Here is a 21,628-nt window from a genome sequence, read left to right as displayed (position 1 = left end):
CGCCCGTCAGCCGGGCGCCGAGGCGTCGTGGGACTGTGCACCGCGTACTACCTCGCCGAGGCGGGCCTTCCGGTCGAGGTTGTCGAGCGGCGCGGCCTGGGCTCCGGGGCGTCCCGGGGCAACGCCGGCTGGATCTGCCTCAGCCATTCGACACCGGTCCCGGCACCGGGCGTGGTGCGCTACGCGCTCGGCTCCCTGGGCCGCCCGGATTCGCCCCTGTACCTACGACCCCTGCCCGATCCCGCGTTCGTACGCTGGCTGTGGCGGTTCTGGCGCAGCAGCACACCGGCCGCCTTCCGACGCGGCTACGCGGCGATCGCCGAGCTGAACCGCACCACCTTCGAGCTCTTCGACGGCCTGCGCGCGGCCGGGGTCGAAACGACCCTGACCCGTCCCAGCATGGTGCACGCCTTCCTGTCACCGGCCGCGGCCCGTCACCACCTCGTGCTCCAACGGGAGATGGCGGACGGCCGCTACCCGATGCCAGACGAGGTCATCACGGGCGACGAGGCCCGCCTGCTGGACGACGCGCTGTCCCCGCGGGTGCGCGCGGCGTACCTGGTCGAGGGAGAGGGCGTGGTCGACCCCGAGGCGTTCGCCCGCGGGCTCGGTGAGGCACTGGCCGCATCCGGGGTGAAGATCCACGAGGATATGGAGGTCATCGGGTTCCGTGCCACCGAGGGTCGCGTCACCGCGCTGCGCACCGCACAGGGCGAGATTCCCTGTGCGGCCGCCGTCATCGCGGCGGGCATGCGCTCCGCACGCCTGCTGAGCTCGCTGGGTCAGCCGCTGCCGCTCCAGGCCGGCAAGGGCTACAGCTTCTCGGTGGCCCTGGACCCGGCGCCCCGGCACACTCTGTACTTCGGCGAACGCCGGGCCGTCGCCTCACCGATCGGCAACACCACACGGATCGGCGGCACGATGGAGCTGAGCGGCAACAACAACCGCCTCGACTGGCGCCGCGTCGTTGCCGTCGCGCTCGCCAGTCGGCACTACCTGGGCCACTGGTTCGACGACCCGGACGACCTCGTCGGCCTGATCCGCGATCCCTGGGTCGGAGGACGACCCTTCCTGCCCGACGGGCTCCCGGTCATCGACCGCGTACCGGGATACGGCAACGCCTTCGCGGCCACCGGGCACGGCATGCTCGGCGTCACTCTGGGGCCGGTCACCGGCCGCAAACTCACCGAATACGTCCGCACCGGCCGCCGCCCGGAGGCCCTTGCACCGTTCCGCTTCGACCGACAGCGTCGGTGAGCCGACCTGCGAACTGAGGCCGTCGGCCTGCACCCGGCGGATCCCAGGTAGTCGTAGCGCCGTTGATTCCTACCAGGTTGCTGTGAATTCGTGAGGCGTTTGAACACTGCCGGGCCGGTTTCCGTATGGGGCGAGGGGATTTTCATGCCAGTCGGCCACGAGGCGCAGGAGTACTTCCTTGAGACGCAGCAAGCGCAGACGCCCTACGGGCGCACGGCGCGCGACCTTTGCAGCGGTCGCGCTGATGTTGGGCGGCGGAGGGCTGGTGGCGGTGAACGTCTACGCTTCCGCGACCGAGAGCGGCTCGGGCAGCGATTCGGTCCAGCAGCCGAACCAGAGCGGGAGCGGTCAGCTTCCGGCGTCGGGAACGGTCACGATCGACTGCCCGGACGTCGGCCAGAAACTGACCAAAGTGCCCAGCGCGGCGAAGTCGCAGGTGGACGGGGAGCTGGCGACGCTCGACAAGCAGATCACCGAGGCGTACACCCGGCTGGCCGTGACGCGGCAGGCGCAGGCGAATGACGCGAACTACGTCCAGAACGCCATCCTCGGGCCGCTCAAGGACAAGCGAACCGAGGTCATCGGCCGGATCGAGGCCGATTACCAGCAGGTGGGCGGCACCGCACCGGACGCGATCGACGGCCTTGCGACCTGTACGGCGATGCCGGCCGACCCGGCGCAGAACGCCTCCGGTGGTCAGAGCGACAACGGGCAGCAGAACGACGGCCAGCAGAACGACGGCCAGCAGAACAACGGCAGTCAGGTCACCGGTGGTCCCGTCGCCTCGGATTTCGTCGACATCACGAAGGTCGCGCCGAACGTCCCGGCCAAGCCGGGCACGACCGGCGACGCCTCGACCGGTACGTTCACCACGCTGTGCGGTGTGAACGAGAACGGGAACCACAACACCGACAACGTGATCGTTGCTCCCGGCGTGGCCAACGGCGCGCACCACCTGCACGACTACGTCGGCAACCAGAAGGTCAACGCGTTCTCCAGCAACGACACTTTCCTTCAGGGCGGAACCAGCTGCCAGGACAAGAACGACCTGTCGTCCTACTACTGGCCGGTGGTTCGTGTCCAGGACGGTACGCAGGACTTCGACCAGAACGCCGACGGCGGTGGCAAAGAAGGGAACGTCGGCAAGATCCTTGTGGCGAAGCAGGCGCAGATCGAGTACGTCGGCAGCCCGACCGGCAAGGTCGTCGCGATGCCGCAGTTCCTGCGCATCATCACCGGTGACGCGAAGGCCTTCACCAACGGCCCGGGCAACGCCAACGCGCATTGGAGCTGCACCGGCTTCGAGAACAAGGTGCAGCTGACGGACAAGTACCCGATCTGCCCGCAGGGCAGCGATGTGGTGCGGACCTTCGCCTTCCAGAGCTGCTGGGACGGCCAGAACATCGACAGCGCCAACCACCGCACGCACGTAGCGTTCGCCGACGCCAACGGCAACTGCGCGGGCGGTTTCAAGGCGATCCCGCAGCTGACGATGCGTCTGGTGTACAGCGTGCCGCAGCCGGTCATCGAGAACGGCCAGGTGAAGAACGCCTACGCGGTGGACGGCTTCCCGGAGCAGCTGCACAAGCCGATCACCGACCACGACGACTTCATCAGCGTGATGACCGGGAACCTGATGAACCAGGTGGTCGACTGCATCAACTCCGGTCGTGACTGCGGCGCCGGTGCCGGTGAGCAGCCGCAGGACACGCCGTCACCATCTCCTGACGCCTCGTCCGGCGCCGGCGCCAGTGCCGACCCCGGTAACTCCGGTGGCGAGCAGTCGGCGCAACCCCCCACCACGTCGCCGGGCACGGCACCTTCGGCCGGCGGCGGCGGGGTCGGCGGCGACGAGGGTTCGACTCCCAAGGTCTCTGCCACTCCCAAGGTCTCTGCCACACCCAAGACCTACGCGACGTCCTCAGCCGCCGGGACCGATGCGGCCGTTCAGCCGCAGACCGGCTCGGACGACGAAGACAGCAGCGGGGCGGCCGTCGGCACTCAGACGCCGGCCGCCGGCGGGGACGCTCCGTCAGCCGGGTCGCAGACGGAGCCTCAGGCGGTCACGGGCGGGCTGGCCGAGACCGGCACGACCCTCTGGCCGGCCGCGGCCGGAACGGTTCTCATGATCATGGGCCTGCTGTTCCTGCTCCGTACCAGGCGACGTTTCTGACGTAGCTCCTCTCGGTGCCCAGGAGGCAGGCCGGCTGACGCCGGCGACCGGAGCCCGCCCCGTCGACGGGGCGGGCTCCGGTCGTCACGGTGGAGTGCGCGCCGCGACGACCTGGCGCAGGCGGCCCGCCGGCTCTTTGCGCGCGCCGATGCGTTTCTTGGGCAGGACACGGTACGGAAGTCCGCTTCCGTACACGTTCGCCCTCTCGGATGTCGGTGCACGGTTCGCAGGCTCTACCTGCCCCGCCCGGAGCCCCGCACAGCCTGAGGAGAACTCCATGACCCGACGTCATCTCCGCCCCGCTCGTACCGTCACGACCGCTGCCATCGCGCTCGGCGCGGTCGGCGCACTCACTGCGACGGCCGCCGCGCCCGCTTCGGCGCACGTACCCGCGCAGGCACACCCGGTGGCCCGGCACGTCCTGCTGCTGTCCATCGACGGCATGCACCAGTCCGACCTGGCCTGGTACATCGCCCGCCACCCCCACTCGGCGCTCGCCCGGCTCACCGCCGGCGGTGTCGAGTACACCCACGCGAGAACCACGATCCCCTCCGACTCGTTCCCCGGCATGGTCGGCCAGCTCACGGGCGGCAACCCGAGCACCACGGGCGTCTACTACGACGACACGTACAACTCCGCCCTCCTCCCGGCCGGCACGACGACCTGCGCCGGTGCCAAGCCGGGCGCGGAGGTCGACCTCACCGAGGACCTCGACGAGAACAGTGACTCCCTCGACGCGGGCCAGGGGCTGAGCGGCCTGCCCGGCAGCATCCTGAAGATGACCGGCAACCCCGCAAGCCTCATCGACCCGTCGAAGCTGCCCGTCGACCCGAAGACCTGCACGCCGGTCTACCCGCACGCGTACCTGAAGGTGAACACAGTCTTCAACGTGGTCCGCAAGGCCGGGCTGCGGACCGCGTGGTCCGACAAGCATGCCGCGTACGACATCCTCAACGGCCCTTCGGGCGACGGCATCCAGGACCTTTTCGCGCCCGAGATCAACAGCGCGGCCGTCGGCTACCCGGCGGGCGACGACTGGACGAAGGACAACGCGGCGACCGAGCAGTACGACGGCTACAAGGTGCAGGCTGTCCTCAACCAGATCGATGGCTACGACCACGGCCGCACTCACCAGGTCGGAACCCCCGCCGTCTTCGGCATGAACTTCCAGTCCGTCTCGACCGCCCAGAAACTGCCCGTCTCCGACGGGCTGACGGGCGGTTACCTGGCGAAGGGGGTGCCCGGCCCGCTGCTGGCGCAGAACCTCGCCTTCGTCGACCGGCAGGTCGGCGCGTTCCTCGCCGAACTGCACAAGCGGAACCTGGACGGCAGCACCACGGTCATCCTGTCCGCCAAGCACGGCCAGTCGCCCACCGACCCGAAGGCGTTGACCCGTATCGACGACGGCACCCTGCTCGACGGCCTCAACGCCGCCTGGAAGGGGGCCCACCCGGGCTCCGGTGACCTGGTCGCGCACGCCGTGGACGACGATGCCATGCTCGTCTGGCTCAGCGACCGCTCCGAGACCGCCACCGACTTCGCCAAGGCGTACCTGCTCGCGCAATCAGGCAATGGCAACGGCATCGACGGCAGCACGAAGGCCTTCACGGCGAGCGGCCTGAAGACCCTGTACGCCGGTGCGGGCGCCGCTCGGTACTTCCACGCCCGGCCGGGCGACTCCCGAGTGCCCGACCTGGTCGGCATCACCCAGTACGGCGTCGTCTACACCGGCGGCAAGGGCAAGATCGCCGAGCACGGTGGTGCCCACGCCGACGACCTCGACGTCCCGCTCGTCGTCGTCGGCGCCGCCACCCCGCACGGCGTGCGCGTCGGCGGAGCGGTGCGTACCACGCAGATCGCTCCGACCATCCTGCGGCTGCTCGGGCTCGACGCGCAGGCCCTGGACGCCGTACGCATCGAGCGAACCCAGGCGCTCCCGGTGCGCTGACACGCCCCTCGGCATCCACCTCGCGGTGCGCGATGGGTACGGCAACGGGTTCTTGGTAGCTCCGGGCCGGTCAGGAGGTCATCCGCCGCCTGACCGGTGCGGTGCCTGCCGGGTCAGCCCGCGGTCACGTCGACGTAGTCGCCAGTGGCGTTGGCGGATCCGGTCGTGCTGGTCCCGGCGAAGCTCCAGCGCCAGTAGCCGTCCACGGAGGCGGTCGCGGTGGCCGTGACCGCGCCGTCGGCACCGCTGGTCACCGTCTTCACGGTGGTGTAAGTGGTGGTGCCCGCCTTGCGGAACTGCAACTTCACGGACTGGCCGGCGTATCCGCCGTAGGTGCCGTTGTTCCAGTTGGCGCGGCTCAGGGCGCCCTTGACGGTGATGACCTCGCCCGCGGCCACCGGCTCGGGGGAGGCGTTGGCGGTGAGCTTGGCGGCACGCTTCATCCGGAAGGTGCCCGCGCTGTCCTTCTGGACGAAGTCGAAGTCGTTGGCGTCGACGGACGTCCAGACGTGCCAGGTACCGGCGTTGGAGTTGATGAGGGTCGCATTGGGGTCGATGGTGATGCTGGCGGTGCAGGTGGACGCGGTGACGCTGCCGGGGACAGGGGTGCAGGTCAGCGGAGTGTCGGAACCGGGTCCCGCGAATCCGTCGGGGTTGTCGAACGGGCCGTGGTAGAGCCATCCGTAGGCTTCTTTGATCCCCGAGTCGTCACTGGCGGTGATGCTGAGTGTGACCGTCTTCTTCTCGGTGGCGCCGACCACGACCGAGTTGCCGTTGTTGACGAGGACCTGGATGACCTGGGTGTCCCCTTGGCCGGCGTCGGCGTCGGCGGTCGTCACGGCGAGGGCGGACAGGGCCAGCGCGCCCGACAGGACAACGGCAGCAGAACGTATGAACATATGTCCTCATAGAGAAGAGTTGTCCGCCCGAAAACAGGGCAGGAGTCGAAACTGATCGAATAGTAGTGATCCGACCGTTCCCTCAACTGCCGTTTCCGTCACTTGGGCAGGCACTCGTCCCACGCATGGCACCTCCCGCGAGACCGGCGCCCGATGCTGATGCCGAGTGCCGGCGGTACGGGAAGGGAGCCTGACCGGCGTTTCACCCGCCGGGTGCCGCATGGCGCTGCGAGCGCAGCGTCTCCAGGAGGCGGAGCCAGATCTCGCTGGCCGTGGGATAGCTGGGCACGACATGCCACAGGGTGGCCAGGGGGACCCGTCCCACGATCGCCGTGGTCGCCGAGTGCACGAGTTCGGCGATGCCGGCCCCGACGAACGTCGCCCCCACCAGCACATCGCCGGCACGGTCGATCACGAGTTTGGCCCGGCCGCGGTAGTCGGCGCGCATGACGTACGTTCCGGCGAGCGCGCCGAGGTCGTACTCGACGACCTCGACATCGATCCCCGCCTCCCGCGCCTGCTGCTCGGTCGCGCCGGCGCTGCCGACCTCGGGGGTGGTGAAGACGACTTGGGGCAGTCCGATGTGTCCCGCCGCGGCGGACGGCAGGTCGGCCGAGCCGTCGGCTCGTGCCGCGATGACCTCTCCGGCGATCCGTGCCTGGTATTTGCCCATGTGGGTAAGGAGCGCGCGGCCGCACACGTCGCCGATGGCGTACAGCCAGGTGCCTGCCGCGCCCCGCACACACTGGTGGTCATCGACGCCGAGGTACCCACCGGGTGACAGGCCGACGGTTTCCAGGCCGATGTCGTCGGTGTTCGGGGTACGCCCGGTGGCCACGACGACCTCGTCGGCCGCGATGACCGTGCCGTCGTCGAGGGTCACACGCACCTCACCGCCGTGTACTTGACCCTGGCCCGTGTCACGGGCGTCGGACCGCTGCACGCGGGACATGGTGCGTCCGGTCTGCAGCCGCACACCACCGTCCCTCAGCTCCGCACCGACGAGCTCCCCCGCGAACGGTTCGTACCGGGCCAGCAGCCACTCGCCACGATGGACGATCGTCGCCTCGGCGGCTCCCAGCCCACGCAGCCAGGTTGCGGCCTCGCAGGCGACTACGCCGCCGCCCAGGACGACCACCCGACGTGGCACTTCACGCATCGTGGTCACATCACGTGAGGTCCACGCCAGCGCGTCACGCAATCCCGGGACATCCGGTACGGCCGGCGAGGAACCGGTGTCGATGACCACGGCATGCCTGGCCGTCAGCGTCCTGGTCGAACCGTCTGGCCGGCTCACCGCGACCGTCCGTTCACCGGCCAGTCGCCCATAGCCGCGCACCACGTCGATCGCGTTGTTCAGAGCCCATGTCACCTGGGAGGTGTCGTCCAGTCCGTTGATCACGCGGTCGCGCCGGGCGAGTACCTCGGCGGGGTTCAGCCGTGTCGACACTCCTGACAGGTGGGCGGCCGCATCCACCACCTCCACCGGCCGGAGCAACGCCTTGCTGGGCATGCATGCCCAGTACGAGCACTCACCGCCCAGCAGACTGTTCTCCACGAGCACCGAGGACAGGCCGGAGAACTGGCTCGCGTACTGGGCGGCGTTCTCACCCGCGGCAGCGCCGCCGAGCACGATGACGTCCCACTCCGAGCGGTCCGGGTCCACGGCTGCGATCATGAGATCCTCCCCAATCGCCCGTCCGCCGAGGCGGCGGTATGCGGAATGTGGTGAAAGCACGCGCCGCGGGGGACAGCGGCGTGCGGTGATGGGAGCGTCGGCGGATCGTGCGGCGCTGCGACCTGAGGCCAGCCTATGGGCCGCGGAGCTTTGTCGCTCGGCGGTGAGTGTCGGTGGCCTCGTTGGTGAGGTCACCGTCAGTGACCGCGCGGGGCCGCCCGATCCGTCGTGGCGCAGCTGGAACGGCGTCCGCGGGCCGGATGCCGTGCGGCGCCGTGCGGTCGGGTCCCGATCCGGGCGGACTTCCGGTGTCCCAGCGCGCGGATGAGCGGGTCCTGATCCGGGCCGACTTCCGGTGTCCCAGCGCGGGGATGGGCGTCTGCCCCGCGTGGTGCGCGGGCAGACACCCATTCGCCTTATGGGTGAGTCCTGCCAACTACCCTGATCCGCCAGGGCTTTCCATGGTGCCCACGGCGTCGGCGACGGGGAGGCGCCCGGTCCTTACGAGGCTCAGCGGCCCGGCAGTCGCGTCGTGATCTCTTGGAACACCCAGCCGTTGCCGTCCGGGTCGCTGAACGAGGCGAACGAGGCGTAGCTGCGGCGTTCCGGGTCCGGGCCGGACACCCGTCCCTCGGTCCCCGCGCGGTGGAACACTCCGCCCGCGTCGTGGAACACCTCGCTCACCTCGACGCCGCGGTCGGCGAGCTCGGCCCGGGCCGCCTCGATGTCGGAGACGACGAGGTGCAGGCCCTCGACAGATCCTGGTGCGGCCGAGGTGAGTCCGGTGCCGAAGATGACCGAGGCGGGCGAGTCGGGCGGGGTGAACTGCACGACCCTGAAGTCCTCACCCGTGGCGAAGTCGGCGTCGAGCCGCCATCCAAGTTCGGAGTAGAAGTCCTTGGCCCGGTCGACGTCGGTGACCGGTACCACCACGACCTCGAGTCTCATGTCCACCATTGATTGCTCCTGTCCTTGGTGCCGAGCGGCCTCTGTCCACGGCGTCGGCTTGCTGCTTTTGGCACCACAGCTATACCCGTGAACGGCGCCGACCCACGGTCGGCGCCGACCTGTCCGCCGACCTGTCCGCCGGGCTGCCGACGGCAATGACGACGTCTCAGATGTCCTGGCATATCCAAGAGTTAATGGGCCATTAGGACACAAGCGGTGTGAAGGGGTTGTCGAGGTGCCGATCATCTTGTCATGAACCTGCGGTCCGACGGACGGATCGCAGCCTCATGGAGGTGTGGGATGCACCGCAGACTCGCCACCGCTCTTTCCGCCTCAACCCTGGCGCTCATCACCGTCGCCGCCACCGCCACGGCCGCCGACGCCGCTCCCGCCGACAAACCCCAGGTCCTCTCGAGCTGGACCCAGACCAGCGCGTCGAGCTACAACCTCTGGGCCGCCGCCCGCGCGAACCAGGCTGCCTGGTCCACGTACGCGTTCGACTGGTCCACCGACTACTGCTCCTCCTCGCCGGACAACCCGTTCGGTTTCCCCTTCGCCATGTCCTGTGCCCGCCACGACTTCGGCTACCGCAACTACAAGGCCGCGGGCTCTTTCAACGCCAACAAGTCCCGCCTCGACAGCGCCTTCTACGAGGACCTCAAGCGCGTCTGCGCCAACTACAGCGGCGGGACCAAGTCCGCCTGCGACAGCACGGCGTGGACGTACTACCAGGCCGTGAAGGTCTTCGGCTGAGAGATCGTCGGCCGAGTGGGTGAGAGCGAAGGGCGGACCGGCCGCGCGCCCGTCGGCGGGCCGCCCCTCGCGCTCCCGTACGACTCGTCGGTATGACGCGCCCCGACCGGGTGTGCGGCGCCGCCTGGATGGCGTCCCACACCCGGTCAGGGCCCAACGGCCGACGAACACGTGAGGCCCTTCTCGGCCGGGCGGACGATGCCGGACAGATCGTGCGCGCTCACGCTGTTGCGGTCGCCGACCGAGCGGCCGAGGGCGTGGTGCGGCCACAGCCCCGCCGCCACCCGGCGGGTGCGCTCGCCCCATTCGCGGGCCGGGACACCGCTGGACTTGAAGTGGTTGAGGGCGAATCCACCGGAGTGGATCCGGAGCAGGCAGAAGCCGCCGGGATACTCCTTGGCGGCGCCGACCTCCTGCATCGTGACGTGCGGGGCCTGCGCCAGGACCGTGCGCTTGTTGCGGTGGGTGTGGCCCGCGTGGTGAAGGAAGACGCCGGGGGCCCCGGCATAGGCGTCGAGGATGGAGCGCGCCTCGCGTCGGTCGAGGCGCTGTCCGCCGGTCACGGGGAACACGGAGTCCCGCACGGTCAGCGGATGGTGGCCGAACACCAGCGTGGGCTGGTCCTTGTGTTCCTTCAACCGGGCCCGGAACCAGGAGAGTTGCTCGGCGCCCAGTCCACCGGAGTCGGCGCCGTTGCCATCCTTCTTGTAGGTGTCCAGCCCGATGATGCGCAGCCCGCCGAGGTCGCGGGCGAAGTACGCGGGACCGTCGCCGCCGAGGAACTCTTCGCGGAAGGCATCTGCGCAACTGACCACGCGGGAACCGCGGTTGTTGTGCGCGGGCCGGTCGTGGTTCCCGCGGACGACGAAGTAGTCCCGGCCATGGGCGCCGAAACCGTCCAGGATTCGCTTGGCCTCGGCCAAGTCCCGCGGCGAACCACCGGCCGAGATGTCGCCCGCGGCCAGCAGCACATCGGCGCCGCGCCGGCGGGCCTCCTCGACCAGGGCCAGGCTCATGACCTCCGGATACGGCGCGCGCCCCGGCTCCTGCGACACCCCGCGCATCAGGGGCACGCCCGCCATCAGGCCGGCGGTGGTCTCCCCGAGGTGCAGGTCATTGCAGAGCGCGATCGACAGCACGTGCCGCCCCGGAGGGGGCGGCGGTGTGGTGAAGGAGTACGGACCTCCACTCGAGCCCAGACCGTGGAGGCTGGTGCCGACGGCGTTGCCGCGGACCAGGTGCAACGGCGTGGGCGTCGCGGGCACGCCCCGCGAAAGGGCACGGTAGTAGTAGGTCTGCCCCGGCTCCAGGTCCGTGAGCTCCACGTGGTGATGCGCGGTGGGCCGGTCCTCCGCCGCGCTGCGGTTGAGCCGGGCGGGATGAGTGCCGTAGACGACCTCACCCTCCGTGGTCGCGGGGAGCATGTGGCCCAGGCCGTCCCCGGTGCCGGGCACTCCGGTGTACCAGGTGATGACGGCGTGGTCCTCGGCGAGGGTGACCAGTTCCAGATGGACGGCAGCGAGGGTGTCGGGGTGACGGCGCGGGTTCGGCGTACCGGGTCGTGCAGGGCTTCGGCAGCGGCCCGCAACAGAGCGGGAGCGAGCAGGGCACCGGAGCGGAGGATCTCGCAAGGAGCGGGTAGGGACGACAGGGCGGCGAGGGGAGCGGAGAAGCAGCAGCGCATGCCCGCCACATGCCCGCGCGCCGTTAACGGCGGCGGTGGTGCCGACGGCGGCCCCAGGTATGGAACGCGACATCTCCCTGTGGCCGCCGACCTGTCGGATGGGTCCCTGATCCCCGGCGCTCTCGTCCGCATGACGACCGGCCCAGGCCGGGCACGTGCACCATCGGGCCATCAGGTGAGGACCAGCCGTTGTGCGGAAGCGGCGCAGACCGCCTCGGCACCGCCACGGGCGGCACCTCGGCGGACGGTGTGAACGGTGCTTCGTGGGGTACTCGCGACGGACGAGGAGAACGGTGCCGACCGGCATCCCCGTGATGCGAGGGAGCGGAGGCAATGCAGTTCCGTGACCGCGGGCAGGCAGGGCGGGAGCTGGGGGAGCATCTGCGCGTCCTGCAGGAGAAGGGCACCCTTCCCGATCCAGTGGTCCTCGCCCTGCCCCGTGGCGGGGTCGCGGTCGCCCGGGAGGTCGCGCGGGCGCTGGAAGCCCCGCTGGACGTGCTCGTCGTACGCAAGATCGGGGCCCCGTTCCAGGAGGAGTACGGCATCGGAGCGATCGCGGGCGACGATCCTCCCCTCTTCGACAAGCGGGCCCTGGACCGGCTGGGGCTGAGTGAGGAATCCCTCGCGGAGGTGGTCGAACGCGAGCGCGAGGAACTGCGCCGCCGCGAGGAGCGCTACCGACAGGGCCGGCCCGCCCCACAGCTGCGCGGCCGGACCGTGATCCTCGTCGACGACGGACTGGCGACCGGTTCGACGGCACGCGCCGCGTTGCGTGCCGTACGCCGCCAGGCGCCCGAGCGCGTGATCCTGGCCGTTCCCGTCTGCTCGCCGCGAGGGGCCGACTCGATGCGGGAAGAGGCCGACGACGTGGTCTGCCTGTTCCGGCCGAGCTCGTTCATGGCTGTCGGCGAGTGGTACGAGGACTTCGCGCAGTTGACGGATGACGATGTGCTCGAGGCGCTGCACGGTGGGCGGTGAGCGGGCGAAACGGCCCGGGCGGCGGCAACGCCGGGACACCGAGAAGCGCGCGCCACAGCCACGCTTCACGGGCCGCTTCCCGGCGCGTGTGCCGTGGTACAGGGCGCCGCCGAGAGCGTGCCGTCGGGCTCCAAGGTGATGCGCACACCGTCGCTGATGCGGTCGAGGGTGGCGCGCAGCCAGGCGCGGTCCTCCTCCGGCGCTGGCTCCAGCCGCATGCGCCGGGCCCGCAGAGGCACCATGCGCAGGCCGGTCAGGCGGCCCGTGTCCGCCGCCACCGTGACGAGGTAGGCGATCCGGAGGTCGTCGCGGAACTCCTCGTAGCCGGAGATGCCCTCGTAGTCGTCGACGAAGTCGCCGCAGCCATGGAGGATCAGCCGATCGCGGTAAACCTCCAGGGGGCGGGGGTGGTGCGAGGAGTGCCCGTGGACGAGGTCGACGCCGCCGTCCACCAGGGCGTGTGCGAAGCGGATCTGCTCCCGGGGAACGCGATAGCCCCAGTTGGACCCCCAGTGCACGGACACGACCGCGATGTCGCCCGCCAGCTTCACCTGCCGCACACGCCGGACCACCGCTGCGGCCGAGCCGGCCGACAGGTCGGGAACGTAGGCGACGCCGGACAGATCGGCGCTCGCCGCCCAGCCGGGCGGGATGCCGCTGGACGGCATCCCTAGGGCGACGACCAGCACGCGGCCGCCGGTAGGGACGGGGACGGCCACGGGCGCCCACGCCTCGTCGGCGTTCCGCCCCGCGCCCGCTGTTCGCAGGCCCGCGCGGGCCAGCGAGTCCAGCGTCTCCTCCAGGCCCGCGCGGCCGAAGTCCAGGACGTGGTTGTTGGCCAGGACGCAGATGTCGGGCCGGATCACCGTGAGAGCGGGCAGGTTGGCCGGGTGCATGCGGTAGTGGACGGCCTTGCCCGGCGCGAACGCGTCACCGCGCGTCACGGCCGTCTCCAGATTCACCATCCGGACATCCGGGGCGGCCGCCTCCAGCAACCGCAGCGCGTCACCCCACGGCCAGGACGGATCGACCGGGACCGGAATCGGGCCGTTGAGGGACTCCGCCATGCGCACGTACGACCCGGCGTCCCGGACGTAGTCCTCCCGCAGGGCGGGATCACCGGGCCGCGCCAGGATCTGATCGACACCGCGTCCGAGCATCACATCACCGCAGACGAACAGCGTCACCGCGCCGCCGGTCATGCCTCCACTCTAGGAGCCGTCCCCGCACCGAGATCTCGCGTACCGGCCGACGCTGCGCCCGTCGCATCGAGGATCCGGGCGCCGGGGCGATAGGGAAGTGTCTGGTGGGGTACCCCGGACATGGGGATGCCGGGCACGGGAGGCTGCCGTGGAACTGGTCGAGGAACGTCCCCACCGCTTCCGCATCGACCCGCGGGGTCAGATGCGGGTGCCTGGGGTGGTGTTCGCGTCCCGGGCGCTGCTCAGGGACGCCGAGAAATCGTTGGAGCAGGTCGTCCATGTGGCCACGCTGCCGGGCATCGTCGCCGCGTCCTACGCCATGCCGGACATCCACTGGGGCTACGGCTTCCCGATCGGCGGGGTGGCCGCGACCGACGTGGACGACGGCGGTGTCGTCTCGCCCGGCGGAGTCGGCTTCGACATCTCCTGCGGGGTACGGCTGCTGGTCGCCGACCTGGACCGGCGGGCGCTCGCGCCGGCGCTGCACGCGGTCATGGACGGTCTGGACCGGTCGATCCCGCGTGGCGCGGGACCCGGCGGGGTGTGGCGGTCGATCGGTCCCGGACAGTTGGAGCGGATCCTCCAGGGCGGCTCCCGGTACGCCGTGGCGGAGGGGTACGGCGAGGAACGCGACCTCAGGCGGTGCGAGGACGGCGGAGCGGTCGCCGACGCCGATGTGGGCCAGGTGAGCGAGCGGGCGAGGGAGCGGGGGCTGGGGCAGGTCGGCAGCCTGGGCTCCGCCAATCACTTTCTCGAGGTGCAGCGGGTCGACGAGGTGTACGACGAGCGGGCCGCCGCCGCGTTCGGGCTCGCCGTCGGCCAGGTGTGCGTGATGATCCACTGCGGATCGCGCGGCCTCGGCCACCAGATCTGCACCGATCACGTTCGGGCGATGGACCGCGCCATGTCCCGCTATGGCATCACCGTCCCCGACCGGCAGCTGGCCTGCACCCCGGTCGAATCGCCGGAGGGGCAGGCCTACCTGGGCGCGATGGCCGCCGCGGCCAACTATGGTCGCGCCAACCGCCAGTTGCTGTCGGACGCGGCCCGCCGGGTCTTCCGCCGCGCCGCGGGCGCCCGACTCTCGCTGGTGTACGACGTGTCCCACAACCTCGCCAAGATCGAGACCCATCCGGTGGCCGGAGCGCCGCGCCTGCTGTGCGTTCACCGCAAGGGCGCCACCCGCGCGTTCCCGCCCGGGCATGCCGACCTCCCGGAGGACCTGCGCGAGGTGGGCCAGCCGGTGCTGATCCCCGGAACCATGGGCACGGCCTCGTACGTGCTGGTCGGCGTTCCCGGCGGTGACGCGTTCTTCTCCACCTGCCACGGCGCGGGCAGGGTCATGAGCCGGCACCAGGCCGCGCGTGCGACCAGCGGGAAGGAGCTGCGGGCGCGTTTGGAGGCCCAGGGCATCGCAGTGCGCCCGCGGTCGTTGCGCGGTCTGTCGGAGGAGACCCCGGAGGCGTACAAGGACGTCGGCGCGGTGGTGGCGGCGAGCGAGGGCGCCGGGCTGTGCCGAACGGTCGCCCGGCTGGTCCCGCTGGGCGTGGTGAAGGGCTGAGGCCTCGGCGCGGGCCTCCACTCCCGCGGGCACGCCCGCCCGCACCGCGCGGGCACACCCTCCCGCTCCGGTCGCACGCGTCCGCCCGAACGCCTGACTCCCATGCCTCATACGTCGCCGGACCGCATGCTCACCCGTCGCCCGACGGACGCCTCACACGTCGACGGTCACCGCGCAGGACCAGCCGTACGGGTCGGGTCCGATGCGCAGTTCGTGCCAGGAGACGCCCTTGGGCACGGCACCGATGATCTCCACATCTGCCAGGTCGGCCAACGCCAGTCGTACATCGAGACAGCCGTCGACTGTGTCCGCCTCCACGTCGACAGCCACCATGCCGGGCACCTCGAGGCGGAAGATGACCTCGTCGAGCAGCGCGGTGAGCAGGTCGTCGTCACTGACCTTCGCCAGCCGGACGTGCTGCACGGCTGTGGGCCGCGCCGTCGTCACGTCGGCGAAGCACTCCACCATCCCCAGCACCGCCTCCACCAGGCAGCGCTCCCGGCTCGCTCCCCACGCTTCGATCCGCATATCGGCCGTGTGCGGCAGCGCCCGGTGGCCGCTGCCGCCCTGGCGCCGCAGCCGGATGTCGTCGTCCGTGTCACCGACCATGCCCACCACCTCCGGCGGCCCTGAGCCGTGGTGCCTCGTGCGGACACGGGTACCCGTGAGGCGCCGAGCCATACGACGACGGGCGGCTCAGTGTCCGCTCCGCTCATGAGCGATCGATATCCAGCGTATGGGGTACGCGGTGGGAAGGAACTCCGAACAGCGGCCCCAGGACCGTACGACGCGAGGAAGAAGACGACGGTCATGATTTCCCAGTCGGTCGTGGTGCCCGTCGGCGGCGAGTCGCTCGCGGGCGATGTCATGGTGCCGGACTCGGCCCGGGCGGTGGTGCTGTTCGCGCACGGCAGCGGCAGCTCCCGGCACAGCCCCCGCAACCGGATGGTCGCCGAACACCTGCGCATTGCCGGACTCGGCACCGTGCTGATGGACCTGCTCACCGAACGCGAGGACCGCGAGGACGCCTGGACGCGGGAGCACCGCTTCGACATCCCGCTCCTCGGAAGCCGCGTGGCCGGAGTGATCGACTGGCTGGCGGGGCAGTCCGACACCGGGGGACTGCCCGTGATCCTGTTCGGCGCCAGCACCGGAGCGGCAGCGGCTCTGGTGGCCGCGGCGGAGCGGCCGGACCGGGTTCTGACCGTGGTGTCGCGAGGCGGCCGGCCGGACCTGGCGGGCGATGCCCTGCCCCGCGTAGCGGCCCCCGTCCTGCTCATCGTCGGTGGCCGGGACCGGGAGGTACTACGGCTGAACCAGGAGGCGGCCCAGCGGTTGCGGGTCCCGCACTCGCTGCGCGTGGTGCCCGGTGCCACCCACCTGTTCGAGGAGCCCGGCGCACTGGAGGAGGCCGCCGACGCGGCCAGGGAGTGGTGCGAGGACCACCTCGGGTGATCCGTGCCTACCCTGGAGGTGTGGCTCGGCCCAACGACGAGGTCGCCGCGCTGCTCCACGAATACGCGGACCTGATCTCGATCACCGGAGGAGACGCGTTCAAGGCACGTGTCTACGAGAAGGCTGCCCGGGCGATCGGCGGCCACCACGCCGATGTGTCCACACTCGACGTCAAGGGCCTCCAGCAGATCCCCGGCGTCGGTAAGTCGATCGCGGAGAAGGTCGTCGAGTACTTCCGCAGCGGCAAAGTGGCCGCGGTCGAGGAACTGCGGGCGAAAATCCCCGCAGGTGTCCGGCGCCTCACGGCCATCCCCACGCTCGGCCCGAAGAAGGCGCTGACGCTGTACGAGGAACTGGGCATCTCCTCGATCGATGAACTGGTCGATGCCATCCACGAAGAGAAGCTGCGCGATCTGAAGGGCTTCGGACCCAGGACGGAGGAGAACATCCTCCACGGCGTCGCGCTCCTGCAGGCCTCCGGAGACCGGGCCCTGCTCGACGTCGCCATGGACCTGGCCGAGGACATCGTCTCCGAACTGTCCAGGGTGACCGGTTGCCGGCGGTGCACGTACGCCGGATCGCTGCGCCGCGTCCGCGAGACGATCGGCGACATCGACATCCTCGCCGCGGCGAGCGAATCGGCACCGATCATGCGGGCGTTCACCGAGCTGCCGTACGCCACGGAGGTCATCGCGCGGGGCGAGACCAAGACGTCCATCCGTACCAGCAAGGGCCTGGCCGTCGATCTGCGTGTCGTACCGCCGGACTCCTGGGGAGCGGCCCTGCAGTACTTCACCGGCTCGAAGGCGCACAACATCCGCACCCGGGAACTGGCCGTCCACCAGGGGCTCAAGCTCTCCGAGTACGGACTGTTCGACGTCGAGAGCGGGGAGAAGATCGTTTCCGAGACTGAGGAGGCGGTGTACGCGCGGCTCGGCCTGCCGTGGATCCCGCCACCGCTGCGTGAGGACCGCGGAGAGATCGAGGCCGGGCTGCGGGGCGAGTTGCCCGACCTGGTGACGGAGGCGGACCTCCGGGGCGACCTGCACACGCACACCGACCTCACCGACGGCCTCGCCCCGCTCGAGGAGATGATCGCCGCGGCCGCCGAGCGCGGCTACGCGTACTACGCGATCACCGATCACGGACCGAACCTGTACATGCAGCGGATGACCGACGAACGGATGCTGGCCCAGCGCGAACGCGTACAGGAGCTCGACGGCACGTACGGCACACACGGCAGGAGCGGCGGCATGCGGCTGCTGCACGGCGTGGAGCTGAACATCGACCCGGACGGCCAGGTGGACTGGCCGGGGGAGTTCCTGGCCGGCTTCGACCTGTGCGTGGCCTCGGTGCACTCGCACTTCAACCAGGGGCGCGCGGAGCTGACCCGCCGCATCGTACGTGCCTGCGAGAACCCGTACGTCAACATCATCGGCCACCCGACCACCCGCATCCTCGGCAAGCGGCCGGCCATCGACGTCGACCTCGACGCGGTCTTCGCCGCCTGCGCGCGCACCGGCACGGCCCTGGAGATCAACGCCCATCCGCACCGGCTCGACCTGCGCGACGAGGACATCCTGCGGGCCAGGCGGCACGGGGTGAAGTTCGCCATCGACAGCGACGCCCACTCCGTCCTCGACCTGGCCGCCATGCGGTACGGCGTGGGGACGGCGCAGCGTGGCTGGCTGACCAAGGACGACGTGATCAACACCTGGCCCCGGACCCGGTTGTCGCGCTTCCTGCACAAGGGGCGGGCGAAGCGGCGCGCCGCGGCGTGACAGGGTTCCGGCCGCCGCCGGGCATGTCGGCGTCCGGGTGTCCAGCTCCAGGGTGGACACCCGGACCGTGAATGCCGGAAGGAGCCTTCCGGCCGACGGGCAGCCCGCTGCCGGGCGCTACCGCCTCCTTGCCCGAGGCGGTAGCGCCCGGCGAACCGCGGCCGTCAGCGCGCGCCGGTCCAGTTGTGGGCGACGTCCACCACGACACGGTCGTTCAACTGCAGTACCCGGAAGGGCAGTCGGGCTCGGACCCCGAGCCCGATCTGCGTCTCGCCCTCGAAGCTGCCCGCGAACCGAGTGTCCCTGAAGGTGCGGTACCCGGTGAGGTCCACGCCCGGCAGGGGGCGACCCGCCCGCCCGGGGTAGGTGGGTGTGCCGGTCTCGGGGTCGTAGCCGGGCGCGGCCACGCGCACCTCGAGGACGGCTCCGCCGCCGACAGGTATGAGGCGACCCGACCCGTCCTGGTAGAGATGGCCGACATACCTGACCGAGTAGCCGAGGCCGTCGCTGCCGCCGCCGGGGATGTCGAAGACCATCCGGTCGTAGCAGGCGTGTCGGCCGGTCCTGATGTCCGTCAGTGGCGCCGTCGTGGTGGAGGCGCTCGTCTTGTCGAGGCTGCCCCAACCGGTGGGGCACGCCGTGGCCTGCGCGGTGGTGAGCGAGGCGGCGTCGGCCGGTACCGCCGCCATCCCCAGCGCAGCGCCCATGAGCACCAGCGTCATCCATGTTTTTCTGATTCGTCTCACTGTGTCCCCCAAGACAGCTATGTGACTGGTATCGGCTGAGACAAGTGAGTTGGCCGAAAGGTTGCGTTATTTCTGACCGGATTGAACCTGATGCGTGTGAGCGGCACGGCTTGATCGGGCCAGGAGTGAGGAGGGGGCCTGGAGCGAGGAGGGGGCCACGGGGCCGGCAATTCCTTACGCTCGCTGAATTCACCTCCGGCGGCGCACGCCCTCATCCGCCGATCCTGCCCGGCGGCAGCGGAGAGAAGTGGGCACCGCCACCGCATCAGTGAGTTGTGCCACTACGGCATGGGCGGCCATGCGACGAAGTGACGGCCATTCCGGCAGGTGCCCGGGGCACTTCCGCAGGCCGCATGGGGGGCAGGGCATCGGCGGACCCGGGTCGTGGCTCCATAACGGGGCGTCAGATTTCCCAATTCCTCTTTGAATACCCAGGGTTACCTCTGAGTAGCGGAAAGAACTTGCTATCGTGCTACTCGTTGGTAGCAAGCTGAACGGGGGTCACGAGGAGCCGGCGTACGCATCGCTGCTGCTCCTCGGACGGGTTGGCCGGGATGGACGGCCTGGCAAGGGGGCCAGGCGTCCACGGCTTCAGCGCGCAGGCGTTACCCGGCCTTCGAACTCCAGTTTCCCTCGCCCATTGACCGAACAGGTGAGACTCGTCATATGGCTCGTTCCCTGGTCGATTTGCTGACCGCGCATGCCTCGCAACAGCCCGACCGGACCGCCTACCGCTATCTCGTCACGGGTGACTGTGACGGAGAGATCCAGGACATCTCGTACGGGCGTCTGGCAAGCCGGTCCCGAGCCGTCGCCGCCTGGCTGCAGGAGCGCGGCCTAGCCGGTTCTCGCGCCATGCTGCTGTACCCGCCCGGCCTCGAGTTCATCTGCGGCTACCTGGGCTGCCTTTCGGCCGGAGTCGTCGCCGTGCCGGGCGTGCCCCCGCAGGGGCGCTCGCAGAACCATCGCGCGCTGATCCGTATGAAGCGCCTGATAGCCGACGCGGACGCCACGGTGATCCTGGGCGGCCGTGAGGTGATCGCCGCCCTGAGCGCCATGGCGGAACATTTGCCCGAACTGGACGGCATCACCTGCGTCGCCACCGAGGACATCCCCGACGAGGCGGCCGACTCCTGGCACGAACCCGACCTCACCGCCGATTCGGTCGCCTTCCTCCAGTACACCTCCGGGTCCACCTCGGCCCCGCGCGGTGTGATGGTGACCCACGGGAACCTGCTGGACAATGAGCGGGTCATCACCGAGCGGATGGGCCACACCCCGGAAACGATCGCGGAGTACGACCACGAACTGTTCGTCAGCTGGCTGCCCGTGTACCACGACATGGGTCTCATAGGCCCCGTCCTGAACACGGTCTACCTCGGCGTGACCGCCACGCTCTTCTCACCCCTGCACTTCCTGCAGCAGCCCCAGCGCTGGCTGACCGCCCTCAGCCGCTACCGCCCGCACACCAGCGGCGGCCCCAACTTCGCGTACGAGCTGTGCCTGAAGCACGCCACGCCCGACCTCCTCGACGGGCTCGACCTGAGCCGGTGGAAGGTCGCCTTCAACGGCGCCGAACCGGTGCGGGCCGCCACCTTGCGGCGGTTCACGGAGACCTTCGGTGAGGCCGGCTTCCGCCGCGAGGCCCTCTACCCCTGCTACGGCCTCGCCGAGGCCACCCTGATGGTCACCGGCAGCTCGGTGCAGGCCCCGCCCACCCTGATCGAGGCCGCCGAGACCGGACCGCACGCCGGTGCGGCGGACGCGGCGGCGGTCAGTTCCGGGCGCCCGGGCCCCGGCACGACCGTGGTGATCGCCGACCCCGAGCGGCAGGAGGAACTGCCCGAGGGCGAGGTCGGCGAGATCTGGGTCGGCGGCGCGAGCGTCGCCAAGGGCTACTGGCGCAACGCCCTCGCCACCCGCGAGACCTTCCGGGCCACCCTCAAGGACCGCGAGGGCCGCTTCCTGCGGTCCGGCGACCTCGGATTCCTGCGTGACGGCGAACTGTTCGTCACTGGCCGTCTGAAGGACCTGATGGTCATCGACGGACGCAACCACTACCCGCAGGACCTGGAGCTGTCCGCCGAGTTGTCCCACTGGGCGCTGCGGCCCGGCTGTACCGCGGCGTTCTCTGTGGACGGCGGAGTCACCGGCGAGCAGCCCGTCGTCGTCGCCGAGACAGCCCCGGAGGCGGCGGGCGAGAGCGAGAAGATCACCGACCTGATCCGCAGCGCGATCGGCGAGGCGCACGGCCTGGCGCTGCGCGACGTGGTGCTGGTCCACCCGGGCACCATCCCCAAGACGTCCAGCGGGAAGATCCAGCGCCGCGCCTCCCGGGCGGCGTACCTCGACGGCACCCTCTCGGTGGTCGGCGCGCCCGCCACGAGATGACGTCACCCGCTGCCGTTCGGCGCGCGTCCGCGCCGACGGCAGCGCGACGGTCGTACCGGCCGTACGCCGCTTCCTCGGTCGTGCGTTGCCCGAAATGCGCCCTACGTCGCCCGAATCCGCCGTACGTCGGCCCCAACGGCCGTACACCTACCCGGCGTACCCGCCGCATCGGCC

Annotated in this window: 16 protein-coding genes; 9 read left to right on the top strand and 7 right to left on the bottom strand. The window is 70.4% G+C overall.

Features of this window, described 5'->3' with window-relative positions; genetic code table 11:
* The first annotated feature begins 27 nt into the window (after positions 1–27).
* The 3 genes from ACZ4RZ_RS06480 (at position 28) to ACZ4RZ_RS06470 (ending at position 5,378) form a co-directional block, all read left to right on the top strand.
* Positions 28–1,257, top strand: coding sequence for an NAD(P)/FAD-dependent oxidoreductase (locus tag ACZ4RZ_RS06480; protein ID WP_467742606.1), 1,230 nt, complete (start codon positions 28–30; stop codon positions 1,255–1,257).
* Between the two features lie 178 nt (positions 1,258–1,435).
* Positions 1,436–3,430: a DUF1996 domain-containing protein gene (locus ACZ4RZ_RS06475; RefSeq protein ID WP_467742604.1), complete on the top strand. Its 1,995-nt coding sequence runs from the start codon at positions 1,436–1,438 to the stop codon at positions 3,428–3,430.
* Between the two features lie 277 nt (positions 3,431–3,707).
* Positions 3,708–5,378: an alkaline phosphatase family protein gene (locus ACZ4RZ_RS06470; RefSeq protein ID WP_467742602.1), complete on the top strand. Its 1,671-nt coding sequence runs from the start codon at positions 3,708–3,710 to the stop codon at positions 5,376–5,378.
* Positions 5,379–5,491: 113 nt separating this feature from the next.
* On the opposite strand, the gene ACZ4RZ_RS06465 is transcribed toward ACZ4RZ_RS06470, so the two are convergent.
* From ACZ4RZ_RS06465 to ACZ4RZ_RS06455, 3 genes are all read right to left on the bottom strand, one after another.
* Positions 5,492–6,277: a calcium-binding protein gene (locus ACZ4RZ_RS06465; protein ID WP_467742600.1), complete on the bottom strand. Its 786-nt coding sequence runs from the start codon at positions 6,275–6,277 to the stop codon at positions 5,492–5,494.
* Positions 6,278–6,479: 202 nt separating this feature from the next.
* Positions 6,480–7,955 carry a dihydrolipoyl dehydrogenase family protein gene (locus tag ACZ4RZ_RS06460; protein ID WP_467742598.1) on the bottom strand — a complete coding sequence of 492 codons (1,476 nt, stop codon included), beginning with the start codon at positions 7,953–7,955 and terminating at the stop codon, positions 6,480–6,482.
* A 510-nt stretch (positions 7,956–8,465) separates the two neighbouring features.
* The gene (locus ACZ4RZ_RS06455) at positions 8,466–8,909 is read right to left on the bottom strand and encodes a VOC family protein (protein ID WP_467743081.1); all 444 of its coding nucleotides are present in this window, start codon (positions 8,907–8,909) and stop codon (positions 8,466–8,468) included.
* Positions 8,910–9,203: 294 nt separating this feature from the next.
* On the opposite strand from ACZ4RZ_RS06455, the gene ACZ4RZ_RS06450 reads away from it, so the two are divergent.
* Positions 9,204–9,656, top strand: coding sequence for a phospholipase (locus tag ACZ4RZ_RS06450; RefSeq protein WP_467742596.1), 453 nt, complete (start codon positions 9,204–9,206; stop codon positions 9,654–9,656).
* A gap of 146 nt (positions 9,657–9,802) precedes the next feature.
* Here ACZ4RZ_RS06450 and ACZ4RZ_RS06445 read toward each other — a convergent pair whose 3' ends face one another.
* Entirely contained in the window at positions 9,803–11,110 is a 1,308-nt protein-coding gene (locus ACZ4RZ_RS06445; protein WP_467742594.1) for a purple acid phosphatase family protein, read from the bottom strand.
* 563 nt (positions 11,111–11,673) lie between these two features.
* Between ACZ4RZ_RS06445 and ACZ4RZ_RS06440 the strand changes: the two genes are divergently transcribed.
* Entirely contained in the window at positions 11,674–12,318 is a 645-nt protein-coding gene (locus ACZ4RZ_RS06440; RefSeq protein WP_467742592.1) for a phosphoribosyltransferase, read from the top strand.
* Between the two features lie 65 nt (positions 12,319–12,383).
* Here the strand turns inward: ACZ4RZ_RS06440 and ACZ4RZ_RS06435 are convergent, their stop codons facing one another.
* On the bottom strand, positions 12,384–13,520 hold the full coding sequence (locus ACZ4RZ_RS06435; RefSeq protein WP_467742590.1) for a CapA family protein: 1,137 nt from the start codon (positions 13,518–13,520) through the stop codon (positions 12,384–12,386).
* Positions 13,521–13,668: 148 nt separating this feature from the next.
* Here ACZ4RZ_RS06435 and ACZ4RZ_RS06430 point away from each other — a divergent pair, with 148 nt between their 5' ends.
* Entirely contained in the window at positions 13,669–15,081 is a 1,413-nt protein-coding gene (locus ACZ4RZ_RS06430) for an RtcB family protein (RefSeq protein ID WP_467742588.1), read from the top strand.
* Positions 15,082–15,234: 153 nt separating this feature from the next.
* On the opposite strand, the gene ACZ4RZ_RS06425 is transcribed toward ACZ4RZ_RS06430, so the two are convergent.
* Positions 15,235–15,690: an archease gene (locus ACZ4RZ_RS06425; protein ID WP_467742586.1), complete on the bottom strand. Its 456-nt coding sequence runs from the start codon at positions 15,688–15,690 to the stop codon at positions 15,235–15,237.
* Positions 15,691–15,891: 201 nt separating this feature from the next.
* Here ACZ4RZ_RS06425 and ACZ4RZ_RS06420 point away from each other — a divergent pair, with 201 nt between their 5' ends.
* Positions 15,892–16,536, top strand: a complete 645-nt coding sequence (locus ACZ4RZ_RS06420; protein ID WP_467742584.1) for a dienelactone hydrolase family protein — start codon at positions 15,892–15,894, stop codon at positions 16,534–16,536.
* 20 nt (positions 16,537–16,556) lie between these two features.
* Positions 16,557–18,317 carry a DNA polymerase/3'-5' exonuclease PolX gene (gene polX, locus ACZ4RZ_RS06415; protein WP_467742582.1) on the top strand — a complete coding sequence of 587 codons (1,761 nt, stop codon included), beginning with the start codon at positions 16,557–16,559 and terminating at the stop codon, positions 18,315–18,317.
* Between the two features lie 164 nt (positions 18,318–18,481).
* On the opposite strand, the gene ACZ4RZ_RS06410 is transcribed toward polX, so the two are convergent.
* A complete protein-coding gene (locus ACZ4RZ_RS06410) occupies positions 18,482–19,063 on the bottom strand; it encodes an AMIN-like domain-containing (lipo)protein (protein ID WP_467742580.1) in 582 nt (193 codons plus the stop codon).
* A 666-nt stretch (positions 19,064–19,729) separates the two neighbouring features.
* Between ACZ4RZ_RS06410 and ACZ4RZ_RS06405 the strand changes: the two genes are divergently transcribed.
* Positions 19,730–21,454, top strand: a complete 1,725-nt coding sequence (locus tag ACZ4RZ_RS06405; RefSeq protein ID WP_467742578.1) for a fatty acyl-AMP ligase — start codon at positions 19,730–19,732, stop codon at positions 21,452–21,454.
* Positions 21,455–21,628 lie beyond the last annotated feature (174 nt).

Source organism: Streptomyces sp. NPDC027189 (assembly GCF_055566975.1).
The sequence above is the reverse complement of the archived record's forward strand: the minus strand, read 5'-3'. Positions and strand labels throughout refer to the sequence as shown.